At 38.4% G+C, this 15906-nt stretch carries 13 protein-coding genes; 8 read left to right on the top strand and 5 right to left on the bottom strand.

The genetic code is table 11. The features are described 5' to 3' along the window. Positions 1-289: 289 nt before the first annotated feature. Complete coding sequence (gene rfbB, locus MCBB_RS02695; protein ID WP_071906323.1) at positions 290-1231, bottom strand: dTDP-glucose 4,6-dehydratase; 942 nt, start codon at positions 1229-1231, stop codon at positions 290-292. Positions 1232-1434: 203 nt separating this feature from the next. After that, positions 1435-1899: a dTDP-4-dehydrorhamnose 3,5-epimerase family protein gene (locus MCBB_RS02700; RefSeq protein ID WP_071906324.1), complete on the bottom strand. Its 465-nt coding sequence runs from the start codon at positions 1897-1899 to the stop codon at positions 1435-1437. Between the two features lie 60 nt (positions 1900-1959). Here MCBB_RS02700 and rfbD point away from each other — a divergent pair, with 60 nt between their 5' ends. Next, the gene (gene rfbD / locus MCBB_RS02705; protein WP_071906325.1) at positions 1960-2826 is read left to right on the top strand and encodes a dTDP-4-dehydrorhamnose reductase; all 867 of its coding nucleotides are present in this window, start codon (positions 1960-1962) and stop codon (positions 2824-2826) included. Between the two features lie 278 nt (positions 2827-3104). Continuing rightward, positions 3105-3953, top strand: a complete 849-nt coding sequence (galU, locus tag MCBB_RS02710) for a UTP--glucose-1-phosphate uridylyltransferase GalU (protein WP_071906326.1) — start codon at positions 3105-3107, stop codon at positions 3951-3953. A 202-nt stretch (positions 3954-4155) separates the two neighbouring features. Here the strand turns inward: galU and galE are convergent, their stop codons facing one another. After that, positions 4156-5124: a UDP-glucose 4-epimerase GalE gene (gene galE, locus MCBB_RS02715; protein WP_071906327.1), complete on the bottom strand. Its 969-nt coding sequence runs from the start codon at positions 5122-5124 to the stop codon at positions 4156-4158. A gap of 489 nt (positions 5125-5613) precedes the next feature. On the opposite strand from galE, the gene MCBB_RS02720 reads away from it, so the two are divergent. Both MCBB_RS02720 and MCBB_RS02725 read left to right on the top strand, forming a co-directional pair. Continuing rightward, complete coding sequence (locus MCBB_RS02720; RefSeq protein WP_071906328.1) at positions 5614-6288, top strand: hypothetical protein; 675 nt, start codon at positions 5614-5616, stop codon at positions 6286-6288. 346 nt (positions 6289-6634) lie between these two features. Continuing rightward, the gene (locus MCBB_RS02725; protein WP_071907963.1) at positions 6635-7021 is read left to right on the top strand and encodes a thermonuclease family protein; all 387 of its coding nucleotides are present in this window, start codon (positions 6635-6637) and stop codon (positions 7019-7021) included. Positions 7022-7153: 132 nt separating this feature from the next. Here the strand turns inward: MCBB_RS02725 and MCBB_RS02730 are convergent, their stop codons facing one another. After that, positions 7154-7615 carry a hypothetical protein gene (locus MCBB_RS02730; RefSeq protein WP_071906329.1) on the bottom strand — a complete coding sequence of 154 codons (462 nt, stop codon included), beginning with the start codon at positions 7613-7615 and terminating at the stop codon, positions 7154-7156. A 278-nt stretch (positions 7616-7893) separates the two neighbouring features. On the opposite strand from MCBB_RS02730, the gene MCBB_RS02735 reads away from it, so the two are divergent. Genes MCBB_RS02735 through MCBB_RS02750 form a run of 4 tightly spaced genes read left to right on the top strand, consistent with a single transcriptional unit; the run spans position 7894 to position 14357 of the window. Beyond that, positions 7894-8982, top strand: a complete 1089-nt coding sequence (locus tag MCBB_RS02735) for a DNA double-strand break repair nuclease NurA (RefSeq protein WP_071906330.1) — start codon at positions 7894-7896, stop codon at positions 8980-8982. Then, positions 8979-10520, top strand: coding sequence for a helicase HerA domain-containing protein (locus tag MCBB_RS02740; protein WP_071906331.1), 1542 nt, complete (start codon positions 8979-8981; stop codon positions 10518-10520). Before MCBB_RS02735 ends, MCBB_RS02740 begins: the two co-directional genes overlap by 4 nt. Beyond that, positions 10520-11665: a metallophosphoesterase family protein gene (locus MCBB_RS02745; RefSeq protein WP_071906332.1), complete on the top strand. Its 1146-nt coding sequence runs from the start codon at positions 10520-10522 to the stop codon at positions 11663-11665. Before MCBB_RS02740 ends, MCBB_RS02745 begins: the two co-directional genes overlap by 1 nt. Continuing rightward, the gene (locus MCBB_RS02750) at positions 11655-14357 is read left to right on the top strand and encodes an AAA family ATPase (protein ID WP_071906333.1); all 2703 of its coding nucleotides are present in this window, start codon (positions 11655-11657) and stop codon (positions 14355-14357) included. The genes MCBB_RS02745 and MCBB_RS02750 overlap by 11 nt, the downstream gene beginning before the upstream one ends. A 72-nt stretch (positions 14358-14429) precedes the next feature. Here MCBB_RS02750 and MCBB_RS02755 read toward each other — a convergent pair whose 3' ends face one another. Beyond that, positions 14430-15833, bottom strand: a complete 1404-nt coding sequence (locus MCBB_RS02755) for an MFS transporter (RefSeq protein WP_071906334.1) — start codon at positions 15831-15833, stop codon at positions 14430-14432. Positions 15834-15906: the final 73 nt, after the last annotated feature.

Genomic DNA, 15906 nt, shown 5'->3' on the forward strand with positions numbered 1-15906 from the left:
ATAAAACAATATATAAATTTATCGGAAAAAAACAGAAAATACGCGAAAATATAATGAACCAAAAAGAAAAACGCGAAAAAATCCCCTTTTGAATCAAAATAATCTTTGAGATCCTAGATTTTTCTCTCTTAAAAATAAGAATTTTCCTTTTAGTTCATTGATTTTGGAATGATAATGAATAATTTAATTCTAATAAAAATTAATAAAAAAAGAAACTTAAAAAGAAGTAAAATAAGCCAGGTCTTATATTATGAACTCCGGCTTACTCTATTGGTGCTTTATGATAATTTTATCCTTGCATAACCATTGAAAGGTTCTCTTTGTACCATTCAACAGTTTCCCTGATTGCATCTTCAAAGGTCCACTCTGGCTTCCATCCAAGCTTCTTGATCTTGGCAGAATCAAGGGAGTAACGCCTGTCATGACCTAACCTGTCATCAACGAATTTTATGAGGCTTTCAGGTTTTCCAAGGATGTCAAGTATCATGTGGGTGATTTCCAGGTTGGTTTTCTCGTTTCCACCACCAATGTTGTAAACTTCTCCGAGTTTACCCTTTGTAAGGGCTGTGTATATTCCCCTGCAGTTATCAGGTGCATATATCCAGTCGCGTATGTTCTGTCCGTCTCCGTAGACTGGAAGTTCCTTGTCCTGCATTGCATTGGTTATGAAGAGTGGTATGAGCTTTTCTGGGTACTGGTAGGGTCCGAAGTTGTTGCTGCTTCTTGTTATTATTATGGGTGTACCGTAGGTTTTGTAGTATGCACTTACAAGAACATCGCCACCTGCTTTACTTGCGGAGTATGGACTTGAAGGATCTATGCAGCTTTCTTCTGTGAATGAACCATTTTCAATGCTTCCATAAACTTCATCTGTTGATATCTGAAGGTAGCGGTCCACATCGTACTTTCTAACATATTCAAGGAGGTTGTAGGTTCCTATAACATCTGTTTTAACGAAAACCCCAGGATCCTCTATTGAACGGTCCACATGGGTTTCTGCAGCGAAGTTCACAACCATGTCACAGTCTTTCATGGCTTCTTTAACAGCTTCTGAATCTTTTATATCTCCTTTAACAAATTCAATTTTATCTTGAACATCCTTCAGGTATTCTGGATTGGCAGCGTAGGTTAACTTATCAAGGACCACCATTTCATGGTCGTAGGTTTCAAGGATATGATGGACGAAGTTACAGCCTATAAAGCCTGCACCGCCTGTTACGAGCATTTTCATTTAATATCACCTGTTTATATCATTATTTTACAGTTTTTAAAACAACTTTTTTATAAATCTTTATAAAAATTTACAATACTTTTACAATGTATTAATCTTTTACAATGTATTAAAATAAGATTTTAATCGTTAAAGATTTTAACCCTCTTTTTACAATTTTAACACTACTCTTACAAAAAAATAAAAGAGAGTTTATAAGTTTATTAGCCGTGTTTTTTACCCTCTAATATCCAGTCGTAGGGTATTTCATCAGTGTCTGGAGGTAGCCTGAACTCATCAGGTTCATCGTAGTTGTAGGCATGGGTTGGAACGCTTACGAAGTAGGCGGTTTCTGTTCCAACAGCTTTAAATCCATGATAGACGTAGGTTGGAACACTTATAAGCATTGGATTTTTTTCTCCAACGAAAAATTCATTGATCTCACCATAGGTAGGTGAATCTTTCCTTGAATCGTAGAGTGCGACCTTCATCATACCGTGTATGCATGTGAAGTTGTCAGTCTGTTTTTTGTGAAGGTGCCAGCCCTTAACAACTCCGGGATATGCGGTTGTCATGTAGACCTGGCCGAAATTTTCGAATATATCATCATCATTTCTAAGTATTTCCATAAGCCAGCCCCTCTCATCTGGAACTACCTTAAGATTTTTTGTTTTAACGCCATCTATCATAAAAACACCTTTTGCGTATTCTCAAAACTTTTATATATTCCATTCCTATTAACCATTACCATGAAAAACCTTTTTATAACCGGCGGAAGCGGACTTTTAGGTTCCAAGTTTGAGTACCTTGCAGGAGACAGGTACGATATAACAGTGACCCACCACAAAAATCCCGTTCCAAATTCAATTTCATTCAATATAACTGATGAAAAAGATGTTCTAGAAAAGATAAGTGCATTGAATCCGGATCTCGTTGTGCACTCTGCAGCAATGACCAACGTTGACTACTGCGAGGACCATCCAGACGAGGCCTGGAAACTCAACGTGACTGGAACCGAAAACATAGCAAGGGCATGTGAAAAAACAGGAAGTAAACTCATTTACGTTTCAACCGACTTTGTTTTTGACGGTGAAAGGGGAATGTACCGTGAGGAAGATGAAACAAGTCCTCTTGGCCACTACGCCCTCACCAAGCTCAAAGGTGAAGAGGTGATTCAAAAATACGATGTCAACTATGCCGTGGCACGTGTAAGTGTTCTCTACGGCTGGCACCATCGAATGAACTTCGTAACATGGGTTATAGATGAACTCAAAAATGGAAGGAACATAAACATAGTAACGGATCAGTACAACTCTCCAACACTTGCAGACAATGCTGCAGAAGCCATTTTAAAGCTTTTTGAGCTGGATAAAACAGGAATATATCACACTGCAGGTGGTGAACGTGTAAACAGGTTCGACTTTGCAGTGAACATTGCAGATGTATTTGAACTGGATCCAAACCTTATAAACTCGATTGAAAGCACGAATTTTGTTCAGAAAGCTAAAAGACCTAAAGATTCCTCCTTAGATATTAATAAGATTGAAAGAGACACTGGAATGAAGATGATGGGCACGGTCGAAGGACTGGAGTATATGAAGAAGATCATGGAATGATCGTGCTTTATTTTAAGGAATTTAAATGGGTGAAAGGCTAAAGCAAATGGTCAAAAAAATTCTCTCAAGAATTCAAAATCATTATAAAGCGTTAAAACAAACCATTTAGGGAATGAAAAAATATCCATTTAATAATACGTTGAAAACTAGAAAATAATGACAGGGCCATGAAGTTACTTCCTTTCATTGCACAAAATAATTATCATGGGAGATTATAAAATCAGAGGTCATTGGAGTCATGGAATGATTCAGTGATCCATTAATTTTAGGTGACAAAAATGAAAGCTATAATACCAGCAGCTGGACTCGGAACAAGATTTTTACCAGCAACAAAGGCACAACCAAAAGAAATGCTGCCAGTTTTTAACAAACCAACTATACAGTACGTTGTTGAAGAGGCAGTTGCCTCAGGAATTGATGATATTCTCATAATAACAGGTAAAGGAAAACGATCAATAGAAGACCATTTCGACAGGTCTTTTGAGCTGGAATATTTCCTTAAAAACTGTGGAAAAATTGATAACCTTGTGGAAATTGAGGCAATTTCTGAAATGGCAGATATTTATTATGTTCGTCAGAAAAAACAGAAGGGTCTTGGAGATGCAATACTATGTGCAGAGAAACATATAGACGGAGACCCATTCGCAGTTCTCCTTGGAGATACAATAACCCATTCCAATGTTCCGTGCACGAAACAGCTTATGGACATATTTGAGAAGTATGAGTCATCGACAATTGCAATAGAGAGACTTCCGGAGGAAAAAATTGAGAGATACGGTATAATAAAGGGGGATAAAGTGAACGATTCCCTTTACAAGATAGATGAGCTTGTTGAGAAACCAAAACTCTCAGAGGCCCCATCAAATCTTGGAATCACAGGCAGGTACATCCTCACCCCGGAAATCTTCGACCATCTGGAAAATGTTTCTCCGGGAGTTGGTGGAGAAATACAGCTTACAGATGCAATGAAATCCCTTGAAACAGTTTATGGTCATGTTTTTGATGGAAAGATTTACGACATTGGAAACACAGTGGAATGGCTTAAAAGTTCCATTGAAATGGCCCTTGAAAATGAAGAGGTGCGGGATGACATGATGAAGTACCTCAAAGAGATCATCAAAGAGTGAGATCATCAGATCTCCTTCAATTATTCCTTATTTTTTTAGATTACCCTTATTTTCAACTATTTCATTTCAACTAATTTCATAAAAAACCTATTCATAAAAAAAAGAATTGTGCTCAGATTTAGACACAATATTTATTAATAAAAGTAATATTTATAATAAAGAGATTTTTTAGAAGATTAAAAAGAATTTGGAAATAATTAATTTACTCTATTTTTTGATGCCATTTCCATGCAGTCTCAACGATCTTACGGATATTTGCATACTCTGGTTTCCAGCCTAATATTTCCTGTGCTTTCTTTGAACTTCCCACAAGAACTGGTGGATCTCCAGGTCTCCTTTCATCTTCAACTGCTTTGATTGGTTTGCCTGTAACTTCACGGCTCACATCTATAACCTCCCTGACTGAAAAGCCGTTTCCATTACCAAGGTTGAAGAATTCACTGGCACCGCCATTTTTAAGATATTCAAGGGCCCTTATATGTGCATCTGCAAGGTCTGTTACGTGTATGTAATCCCTGACACATGTACCATCATGAGTGTCGTAATCAGTTCCAAATATCTTGATATCGTCCCTTTTACCTGCTGCAGCGTCCAGTATCAATGGTATGAGGTGGGTTTCAGGGTCATGAAGCTCTCCAACTTCCCCCTCTGGATCGGCACCTGCAGCATTGAAGTACCTCAAGGATGCGTAGCGAAGATCATAGGCACGGCTGTAATCCTCCAAAACCTTTTCCACCATGAATTTACCCTTTCCATAGGGATTTATTGGGTTCTGGGGGTGATCCTCTGTTATTGGTATTTCAATGGGGTTGCCGTAGGTTGCACACGTTGATGAGAAAACGAACTTCTTAACCTCAAATTCAAGCATAACCTGAAGCAGATTCAGGGTGTTACGAAGGTTATTTAGGTAGTACTTCTGGGGGTCTTCAACAGATTCTCCAACGTATGTGAAGGCTGCAAAGTGCATAACAGCTTCTATTGAATATTTACTGAAAACTTCCCGTATCTCTTCAATGTTTCCAAGGTCTCCCCTTTCAAAAACACCCCACTTAACAAAATCTTCATGTCCATAACTTAAATTATCAAAAACAACTGTTTCGTATCCTCTTTTATTGAGTTCCTTGTTAACGTGTGAACCTATGTATCCTGCGCCACCTACTATAAGAATCATCTTTTTTACCTCTCTTTGAAATTTGGTTTGGATTTTATGTCTATTATAAATATGGATGAAGTGATATTAACGAAAACTTCCATCCCAAATCATCCACGAGATGAAGAACACTCTAAAATTATTAAATTATTAAGAACACTTTAAACAATTTTTTGGGATTTATTAAATCATTTTTTTATTAAAGGGAGATTTAAAATAGATATATTTTATTCAGTGTTATATTAACTGGCTTGTTGTATTAAAAAACTTCTGAACACTTTAAAAAAGATATTTAATAATTAATTCTTTTTAAAAATAGGGTTTTTATTGGCCTTTTTTCTTTAAAATACAAATCCAGTGGAAATATTCATGATCTTCAATTTCAATACCTTTTTAAACCCTCTTAAATCTAAAAAAGAGCAATATGCTGCCTGTTTTTTGAAAATTAAATCAAAACTTTTATATGTTAAGTTTAAGTGATCATTTAGCAGTCCTAAAAAGCTCGGGGTAATGTTTTCAATAAACCTGAGCATGGAGGCGGTATTAATTAGGCGACTACATATTGGTGTAGTTCTATGTGCATTAGCCTTTGCTATATGCATTGTCCCAGGATCAATGGGAACCATAGATCAAAGCCAAGGTACGTTAACAGTACAAGATAATGTTAGTCTCAATTCAATCGCATCCTGTGGAAATTTTGCAGAAACCAGTGCAGCGTCTTACTACTACAAGAAAGTAATCACCTACAAGAAGGTGACCTACTACAAGAGAGTGGCCTACTACAAACACCACAAAAAGTACTACAAGTACGTGAGGTACTACAAGTACAAGAAGGTTGTTACATACAAGAAGGTCTACTACAAAACAGCTAAGGCAGCTACAAAGACAACCACCACAAAAACTACAACCACCACAAAAAGTTATGGTGCAACGTACGTTGGTGTAAGTTCAACAACTGTTAAATCAACTGCAAGATGTTCCTGCGGTGCTAAAGGAGACTACAACTACCACACAGCCGCGTTTAAAAATTACTGCCCGTATTGTCACCAAGATGGTACCCTAGTATGGAACCCGAAGGCGACAGCAGAAGGTGAATGGACTTGTTCTAAATGTGGGGCTGACTACTGTGCAGTCTGTGGTAAAGAGAAAAAAGTAACCAACCCAAAATATTTAACACCAGCTTAAAACCTATTTGAAGCAAGATAGGTTTTAAATCTTTATTTTTTTAGTTTTCTGGATTTATACTTCTTTTTGAATGAATAATTTAAGATTTTAAAGTTTTATGGAACGTTTTTATACAATGATCTGGTAAAATCTTATTAAATACGAATTAATGATTATTTCTACAACTTAGAAATTTTATTTTAAGAAGGAATCAAAATTGAAATTTAAAAACATATCCCGCATATCCCTAATCATCTGCATGACCATGATTTGTATAGTAATCGCAGTTTCAGGATGTGTCACATCGGATTCAGATTTCACAGATTTCAACTATTCAAACCAGGATTCCAACACAGCAAACCAGACAATGGAAAATGGTTCCACCCTCCAGAATTCTTCAAACAATGCTCTAAAAACTTCTGAACATTATGAAGCCAGTGGATACTGTCCATACGTTGTTGATGGTGATACCCTGGATGTTGAGGGTGTTGGAAGGATACGTTTCGTTGGGGTCAACACTCCAGAACGTGGAGAACCTGGATACCAGGAAGCAAAGGACTACGTAAAACGCATGTGCCTTGGAAAAACTGTTTACCTTGACATAGATGATGAAAAGCATCACGACAAGTATGGAAGGGTTCTTGCAGTTGTTTATGCCGGTAACGTGAATATCAACCAGGAACTCCTAAAAAGAGGATACGCAGAGGTCATGTACATCCCTCCGTCTGAGTTCAATCCCTATTCGTGGACTTGAACTTCATTGCTTTTAAATAAATTGATTAAATTTATGTACTGGAACAGAAATAATCCCGAAGAAATAATCCTCAGAATTTTTTTTTTTAAATAGTTTTTTAAATGAATAAAATCATTCATTTTTGTTTTAACCTCAATTCAAGGAGTAGTACTCCCCATCAGAAAGTTGAACCCTTTTAATAAGCCCTTTATTCTCCAGAGATATGATGAGGTTGTAGGTCTTCTGGGTGTTCAGGTTGAGTTCGCCATAGAGCATGTGACCTTCCAGTGAATGCCTTGAAACATACCCCCTTTCCCCTGCAAGCTCTGTTATTATCTCAAAGGCCTTTTTCTCCATATCATCCAGTTCTTCCTGTCTAACCTCTGCCTTTGATTCCAGCACGTTTATTTCATCAACTGCACACACTTTCACACGGTTGTCAACATGGGATATCACTTTTTTATCCTCTAAAATCTTCAAAATATCTTTAAGTTCCATTTCAGATAATTCAAGGTCTAATTTGAGGATATTGTAAGGAACGCCGTCATCGTATTCAGTCTGAAAATATTTTATCTTGTTCAGGACCATGTTTTCCTTTTTGGTTATGTGGATCATATGTTTTAGATTGTGTTTTGTATCATATAAATTTCAGGGAAACACTACAATTTACAAGGATAAGACATGCTGGCAGACTATTGCCTTAAAAACCTCATTTAAGATTCAATGAGATGTTTAACCTAGATTTTTCCCCTAAAATATTTTAAAGAGATACTTTTTTTAAATTAGTAGTTTAATATACTGATCTAAGAAACAATATTCTGAATAATTGTCCTAAAACATTCAATTCAACTTTAAAATTCCAAAACAACGGTTAAAATAATTGGAAGGATTACATGCTTGATTCACTCTATGAAAAAGCTCTTGAAAATAGGAAAACCATAAATGATACGTTAAAAAGGGATTTAAATGCCATAAAAATGGATGAAAATAAATGGATCCCCCATCCCTTTAAAGAAGAGGATGCTGACCTCACAATCTCTGCAAGTGATGGCAGCTACAACAAAAAGAGGTTCATGGGATTCTTTTTATATGCAATCGATGCTGAATGTTTGATATTCAACAAAAATGGACTTGATAAAGTTGGAGTATCTGATGTGAACACAATACCTCCTTACAAATATCCAATTGAGGGTATTTTAGGTAACTACATGAGCATACTTGAATACAAAACCAGCTTAAAGGCATTGAGAGATTACAATGTGGATGTAACACTTTTTGATGGTTCCATCAGGGGCAACCTTTTAAGATCGTCTCCTGCTGAAAAAAGGCTCACAACAAAACAAAAAGATGCCATAAGGGGCCTTTACGTTCCAGTACTTCAAGAAAGCCTTAAAAATACCCATGAAATTAGAATAGAATCCTACGAACTTCAGGAATCTGTTGCAGAAAACTTTCCCGGTAACAAGATCGAGGCTATGCTCTACCTCCAAAACATTGAAAAACTCATGAGCATAGGTACTATCCTCAAGGAAACCAAAAGTATCGTTTCAATATCAAAAACATCCATAACTACAGATTATTTTGGATCGAACATCCCGGACATTGCCATATTTGAACAACTCTGTAAAAAACAGGGATACACAGATCCAATTCCGCTGGATGCTCAACCCTTTTATCAGATCGCTGAAAAGGCAGTTAAAGGAGATTTCCCAATCATGGACGATTTCTTCAAAGGTTTAAGTTTCACGGTGTTCTATGCACGTCTTGAAGATTATAAAAACGTTTTGAAGTTTGAATTACCATACAAAGCCTCAAAAAAAGAAATAATTAATATACTTGAAGCTTTGAAGGGCATAAGTCCTGAAGGTTATCCTTACCTTCTTAAAAAAGCCCATAACGATGTTGTTATAAGTAAATCTGACCTTGAAAGACTTTCAAACATAATTGGATTTTTACAAAAGAGTGGGAGAGAAATGTTATGAATCAGATCATTGGAAGATGCATTGGAGAAACATCACCAACCCAGGTGAACTTCATCTCAAAGGAAATGCCCAGCGTGGGCGAATACGTTTCACTCGAATACAATGGAAAAACGGTTCTTGGAATGATAGAAACTCTAGTACGTGGAAGTGTATCAATAAACGGTGAAATATATGACCCTGAAACCATAGAGAAGATAAGATTGATAGAAGGTGATGATCACTACATAAGAGGTTCTGTTAAGATACTTGGAGATATAAATGACCTTAAAATCCCAAGAACACCTGCACCACCAGGCACTCCAGTTGAGGTTGCAGATCCATCTGTTTTGAAGAGGATATTCCACATTGAAAGATCAGGTTTAAAACTTGGAAACCTCATAACACAGGAAGAAGTTGAAGTTGAAGTGGACATAAACAAGATGGTAACACGACACCTTGCAGTACTTGCAATGACAGGTGCAGGAAAATCCAACACAGTATCTGTTATCGTAGACGGGCTTTTAAGGGTGAATGGAAGTGTACTAATCTTTGACATGCACTCTGAGTACGTTAACACGGAGTTCGGCATGGGTAAGGTTAACGTGATAAAACCCCAGATAAACCCGCTTTACCTTTCATTTGCAGAACTGAAGAAGCTCTCAAACATCCCATCAAATGCTTACGTCCAGGAACGTTACTTCAGAAAGGCATACAAGTCTGCACAGAAAACCCTTACACAGGGCCTGACAACTGGAAAGGATTTTTTAGGTTTGATAGAAGGAAAACTTGAATCATGGATCGTGGAGGCAGAAGCAGATTCAGAGGGTAACTCTGGAAACTCAACCAACGCAGCAGATAAAAAATCAATAACAGATGTTTTAAACAAGCTACAGCACATGAGGGACAAGTACGGTAACATACTCAGCTTAGAAGCCCGTGATGTCACAGACAACATTGAACTGGGCAAGGCAAACATAATGGACCTTGGACCTGTTGATGAGTTTGCATCGGATGTCATTGTAAGCCACGTTCTGAGAAACGTCCTAAAAAGCAGAAAAGAATATCTGAGAACAGGAAACGGTATAGGATTCCCAATATTTACCATACTTGAAGAGGCACACATACTCGCCCCACAAAACAGAACAACAGAGTCAAAACTCTGGATAAGTAGGATAGCAAGGGAGGGACGTAAATTTGGGGTGGGACTTTGCCTTGTGAGTCAGAGTCCAAAATCACTGGATTCTGATGCACTCTCACAGGCCAACAACATGATAATTCTCCGCCTTGTTGAACCAACAGACCAGAACCATGTTCAAAGGGCAAGTGAAAGTCTGAGTGATGATCTCATAGCCCAACTCCCATCCCTCAACATAGGTGAAGCCATAGTGCTGGGTTTAATGACAAGGATACCAACACTCGTCAAGGTGGATGAGTTTCAGGGCAAAGTATCTGGGGGAGACTTGAACATAGTTGAGGAATGGTCAAGATCCATTGAAGAGGATGAAAAGGATCTTGAAGAACAGAGACGCGAGTATGAGGATCTTGGAGGGGATTACTGATGCAGTTCGTTCACATGTCAGACACACACCTTGGATACAGGCAGTACGGACTTTTGGAACGTGAAAACGATTTCTTTGAGGTTTTCAACCAGGCGGTTGATGAGGTCATCAGGGAGAGGCCGGACTTTGCAGTGCACTCTGGAGACCTCTTCGAGTACTCAAGACCTCCAACCAAGGCCCTTCTAACTGTTCAAAATGCAGTTATCAGATTCAAGGATGAAAAAATCCCATTCTATGCAGTGGCAGGAAACCATGACATAGTAATGCGAAAAAACGCTCTACCTCCACAAGTTCTTTACAGGGACTTTGGTCTGAAACTCATAAGTCCAAAAAATCCATTCTACATGGAAGGAGATATTTTCATAGGTGGAACACCCTATGCATCCCGTTACAACTCCAAACATTTGAAAGAAAGGCTTCAGGATATTGAAAAAGCATCCCTTGAACATAAAAAAAGGATACTTGTACTTCATCAGGGTATAGACCGTTACATACCATATGAATATGAAATAAAGATTGGAGATATTCCAAAAAGCTTCAACTACTGTGCATTTGGCCACATACACGAGAGGATCATCGATGACTTTGGCGAGGGAAAACTCGTTTATCCAGGTTCCACTGAGATCTGGCGTTCGAATGAGGTGGAAGGCTACAAAAAGAATGGAAAAGGATTTTACCTGGTTGATATGGGTGGAGACATTCCAGAAATAGAAAGAATAGACCTTGAACTTCCAAGGGAGTTCATAAAGGAAACCATCAGGTTCCATGAGCTTGAGGAGAAACTATCCATGATAGCAGAACACATAACCACCCTCAAGAAAAAACCCCTGCTCCAGTTAACAGTGGAGGGTGGGAACTTCAGCAGGTCAGAACTCTACGAAAAACTCAACACCACTTTCTCAGATCTATGTCTGTCTTTAAGACCTAACTACAGACCAGACATACTGGCAGACGATGGAACCCTCCTTGAAATGGGAAAAGATGCCCTTGATATTAAAAAAATGCTTGCAGAACGTCTTAAAGATTTTCAGGACGAAAAGATCTCTGAGTTTGCAGTGAACCTCATGAAGGAAATGTCTGAAGGTGACATGAAACGTGCTGAAGAGATTACAGCGGAATTCTACGGGGAATTGTATGATAATTGAGAACATCAAGATGGAGAACTTCAAATCCCACAGAAACACCAGCGTGGATCTTGGCACAGGAATATCCATAGTTATGGGCGAAAATGGTGCTGGAAAATCCAGTATACTTGAAGCAGTGAGCTTCGCACTCTTCAAACAGCACTCAGGAAAGAGAATGGAGCAGCTCATAATGAACAACACAGATAAAATGAGTGTTACACTAACCTTCCAGGTGAACGGAAGGAGGTACCGTATAAAAAGGGACAGAAGCAAAAAATCAGGTGCACACGCCAAATTAGGAATCATGGATGAAAACAATTTCATGCCAATGGCCACAGGGGAAAAGACAGTAACAGAAGAGGTTAAAAGACTTCTTGAGATGGATGGAGACCTTTTCTTAAATGCGGTCTACGTCAGACAGGGTGAAATAGCGGATTTAATTGAAAAATCACCCGCTGAAAAGAAGCAGATGATAGGAAAACTCCTGGGAATAGAATCCCTTGAAAAGGCATGGAAGAACATGAAGATCCTCCTGGACCAGTACAACGGGGAAAAATTAAAGCTTGAAGGTCGCCTGGAAGCATTAAAAGATCTCAAGAGTGATTTGAAAGTTCAAAATAAAGATAAAGATACTATTCAAGCTAAAATTCAAAAAATCACAGGGGACATTGAAGAAACTGAAGCAGAATACAAATCTTTACAGGATAAGAATGATTCATTAAACTCCAAAAAATCAGACTTTGAAACGACCAGTTCTGCCCTGGAGTCCCGGAAAAATCTTGTTGAAAGGATGGAGGCCGATGAAAAATATCTAAGGATCAAATTAGATGAAATTGAAGCCACTGAAAAGAGGATAAATCAATTAAAACCCAAAATCGATAAATTACCTGTTTTAAAGGGAATGCAAGATGCAAAAGATGAACTTAAAGGTCTTAAAAAGGAAGAAGCCATCTTAAATAAAATAATCCATGATATAAATGGTTTTAAGGAGATATTAAGTTCCAATGAATCACATTACAAGGACTATCTGAAATTGGAATCTGAAATTTGCAGCCTTCAGTACGCCAGGGATCAGTTCGCAGGCAACAGAAGTTTACTGGACAACTACCGGGATAGGAGAAAAAAAGTCCAAACTAAAATGGAACAATCCATGGAGAAGGTTTCAGATGTTCTTGAAAAGTCCAGCAAAATTCTCAACACAGACTTTGATTCAGTGGAGGATGTGGAAGCACACCTTGAATCTGTGAAACCTGAGGTTGAAGCACGGTTAAAGGAGGCAGTTGAAGATATCCACAAGGTTCAAACTGAAATATCAAACATTAAAATCCAGAACAAAGGACTTGAAACCCCTATACAAGAATTGAAACATGTTGAAGATGTTTGTCCAATATGTAAATCAAACATAACTCCTCAAAAACGTGAAGAACTTTTAAATGGGTACCTTTCTGAAATGGAAACTAACAAGAAGAGATATTCGAAACTTGAGAAGAGTCTGAAGCAACTGAAGGTTAAAAAAGGAATATTTGAATCTAAAAGTCTTAAAATACAGGATATTAACCTTGGAATAATAAATGAGTACATGGGTGCAGTTGAAGATAGTAAAAAGGATATTGAAGATATAGATTCAAAGGTTGCAGAGCTTGAAGACAAGATGAAGATCCTTGAAGAACTTAACGCAGATATAAATAATAAAAATAAGGTTCTTGAGGGTCTGAAAGGTAAATATGAAGCTTACATTGGTGCTAAAAATTCTCTGGAGTCTCTGAAGGACTCTGAGAAGTACGAAGAAGATCTGGCTAAGATCCAGTACCATGTTGAAGCTTTGAAAACAAAGATAAGCAGCTTCGTTGATATTGCAGGGGGCATTGTTGAAAACCTTCAGGAAGAAATAAATTATTTAGAAGGCCTTAAAGCTGAATATCACAAGCTTTCAGGAGCTGTGGCCCAGAAAGAATCATTCAGCACAAGACTCATGGAAACAATGGCTGCACTTGAAGGGACCAGGACAGAGATTCAGGATTTGACTTTGAAACTGGAAGCTGTTGCATACAATGAGGAGGCCCATGAACTGGTTAAAAAAGATCTTGATGCTAAAACTATTCTTCTGAATGATCTTAAGGGTCAAAAACAGAGGTTTTCAGGTGAAGAATCCCAGATCACACGTTCTATTGAGGAAATCCACAAGAAAATTGAGTCTTACAGTGTTGATGAGAAGAAACTCACGGGCCTGAAAGACTTCATGAAACTTCTAGATTATATAAGAGACCTTTACGGTAAAGATGGGGTTCAAAGGGATCTTAGAAACCTTTCAAGGCCACTCATAGAACATAACACAAGGGACTTCTTTGAAAAGTTCAACTTCGAGTACTCGGATATAAAACTGGATGAGGATTATGATGTTACCATATACGGTCCTGCAGGTCAGAACAGTCTTGATATGATAAGTGGTGGTGAAAAAATTGCAGTGGCCCTGGCCCTCAGGCTTGGAATAACCCAGACACTTTCAGGGGGGAACCTGGAACTTATAATGCTGGATGAACCAACGATACACCTCGATGCCTACAGGAGACAGGAACTCATAGAACTCCTGAAGAAGATGTCCATAATACCTCAGATGATCATAGTCACCCATGAAACAGACCTTGAAGATGCTGCAGACAATATATTGAGGGTTAAAAAAGAGGAAGGGGAATCGTTTGTTGTGAACTCCTGATTCTTGGACATATCTCTATTTTTTTAATTATATTTGATTTTATCTATTATTAACTTTTTTTAGTTCAATAAATTATTTTCCTGCACTCTTTTCATGATTTTTACCCCGTGCAATGGAGGCAAAGATGCCAATGAAACAGAGCACTGTGCAGATCATGAAAACGACGTGTATACTTGATAACAGTGCCGGGTACTGGGTGGGTGTTATTTGAACGCTTCCTATGAATATTGCAAAGACCATGAGGGCAAGTCCCATGCTGAACATCTGACCTATAAGCCTCATAGTACTGACCATTGCAGATGCAACACCGTAGAAACGTTTTTCAACGGATCCCATAATTGCATTGGTGTTTGGGGATGAGAAGAGTGCGAATCCTAATCCAAGAACCATCAAACCTACTATGAGAAGTGTGAGATTGGTTGTGGGTGTCAGGAAGGTGAAGGTGAATATTCCGATGGTTGAAATTGCCATTCCAAGGGATGCTAGTATCTGGGGCTCAAACCTGTCTGAAAACCTTCCAGCTATTGGGGAGAAAATAGCCATGATAATTGGTTGGGCTACAAGGATGATCCCTGCTGTCTGTGCATCGAATCCCCTGATGTACTGAAGGTACAGGCTCAGAAGGAAGGTCACAGCAAAGGTTGAACTGTAGTTTATAAGGGCTGCAAGGTTTGAAAATGCAAAGGTTGTGTTCTTGAAGAGTTTGATGTTTAAAACAGGACTGTCAGTTCTCAACTCCCATACAACAAATGCTAAAAGGCCCAGCATTCCCAGGGCTATCATGACGAATCCTGTGTTACTTGGAAGTATGGAAACTCCGTACATAACCGTTACAAGAACGATACTGTAAAATATTGAGCCAAGAGCATCGAATTTTTCGCCGTGACAGACTGCCCATTCACCCTCAAGCTTCCATACTGTCAGGGCAAATATCAAAATACCCAGGGGAACCACAAAATAGAAAAGGCTTCTCCATCCAAGGTACTGAGTCAAGATTCCACCAAGCACAGGACCAAGGGACAGTCCAATGTAAACTGATGCAATGTTGATTCCGATGGCTTTTCCTCGTTTGAATGGTGGATAAACCGATGTGATTATTGCAAGACCTGTTACAAATATCATTGCGGCACCCACTCCTTGAAGGATCCTGAAGGTTATGAGTGTAATGGTTGATGGTGCCAGAGCCGAAAGCAGGGAGGCTACTGTGAATATAACTATTCCATATGCGAATACCTTTTTCATCCCGTATATATCTGCTATTCTACCAAAGGGAACTGAAAACATGGCTGCAGCAAGTAAAAATGATGTAGGGATCCAGCTCAGGAGAATGGCATTTGATCCAAACTCTGCACCAATTGCAGGCAGTGCTATGTTAATTGCAGAGCCCATGAATGGTGTTAAAAAACTGGCAAGTGTGGCAATTATCAAAGCTGCGATTCTGGTTGACTCTTCAACGTATGGTTCTTCTTTTCCCATAAAATTCGACTCCTGACTTCTTTTTATTCAAATTTTCCTAATTTCTAATTAGTTTCATTTCCTTTATATATAT

It is taken from the genome of Methanobacterium congolense (assembly GCF_900095295.1).
GTDB lineage: Archaea > Methanobacteriota > Methanobacteria > Methanobacteriales > Methanobacteriaceae > Methanobacterium_C > Methanobacterium_C congolense.

Coding starts and splice junctions, on each gene's coding strand:
- galU (WP_071906326.1), top strand. CDS start 3,105: ATGAAAGCTATAATACCAGCAGCTGGACTCGGAACAAGATTTTTACCA.
- MCBB_RS02755 (WP_071906334.1), bottom strand. CDS start 15,833: ATGGGAAAAGAAGAACCATACGTTGAAGAGTCAACCAGAATCGCAGCT.
- MCBB_RS02730 (WP_071906329.1), bottom strand. CDS start 7,615: ATGATCCACATAACCAAAAAGGAAAACATGGTCCTGAACAAGATAAAA.
- MCBB_RS02745 (WP_071906332.1), top strand. CDS start 10,520: ATGCAGTTCGTTCACATGTCAGACACACACCTTGGATACAGGCAGTAC.
- rfbD (WP_071906325.1), top strand. CDS start 1,960: ATGAAAAACCTTTTTATAACCGGCGGAAGCGGACTTTTAGGTTCCAAG.
- rfbB (WP_071906323.1), bottom strand. CDS start 1,231: ATGAAAATGCTCGTAACAGGCGGTGCAGGCTTTATAGGCTGTAACTTC.
- MCBB_RS02700 (WP_071906324.1), bottom strand. CDS start 1,899: ATGATAGATGGCGTTAAAACAAAAAATCTTAAGGTAGTTCCAGATGAG.
- MCBB_RS02740 (WP_071906331.1), top strand. CDS start 8,979: ATGAATCAGATCATTGGAAGATGCATTGGAGAAACATCACCAACCCAG.
- MCBB_RS02720 (WP_071906328.1), top strand. CDS start 5,614: ATGTTTTCAATAAACCTGAGCATGGAGGCGGTATTAATTAGGCGACTA.
- MCBB_RS02725 (WP_071907963.1), top strand. CDS start 6,635: ATGGAAAATGGTTCCACCCTCCAGAATTCTTCAAACAATGCTCTAAAA.
- galE (WP_071906327.1), bottom strand. CDS start 5,124: ATGATTCTTATAGTAGGTGGCGCAGGATACATAGGTTCACACGTTAAC.
- MCBB_RS02750 (WP_071906333.1), top strand. CDS start 11,655: ATGATAATTGAGAACATCAAGATGGAGAACTTCAAATCCCACAGAAAC.
- MCBB_RS02735 (WP_071906330.1), top strand. CDS start 7,894: ATGCTTGATTCACTCTATGAAAAAGCTCTTGAAAATAGGAAAACCATA.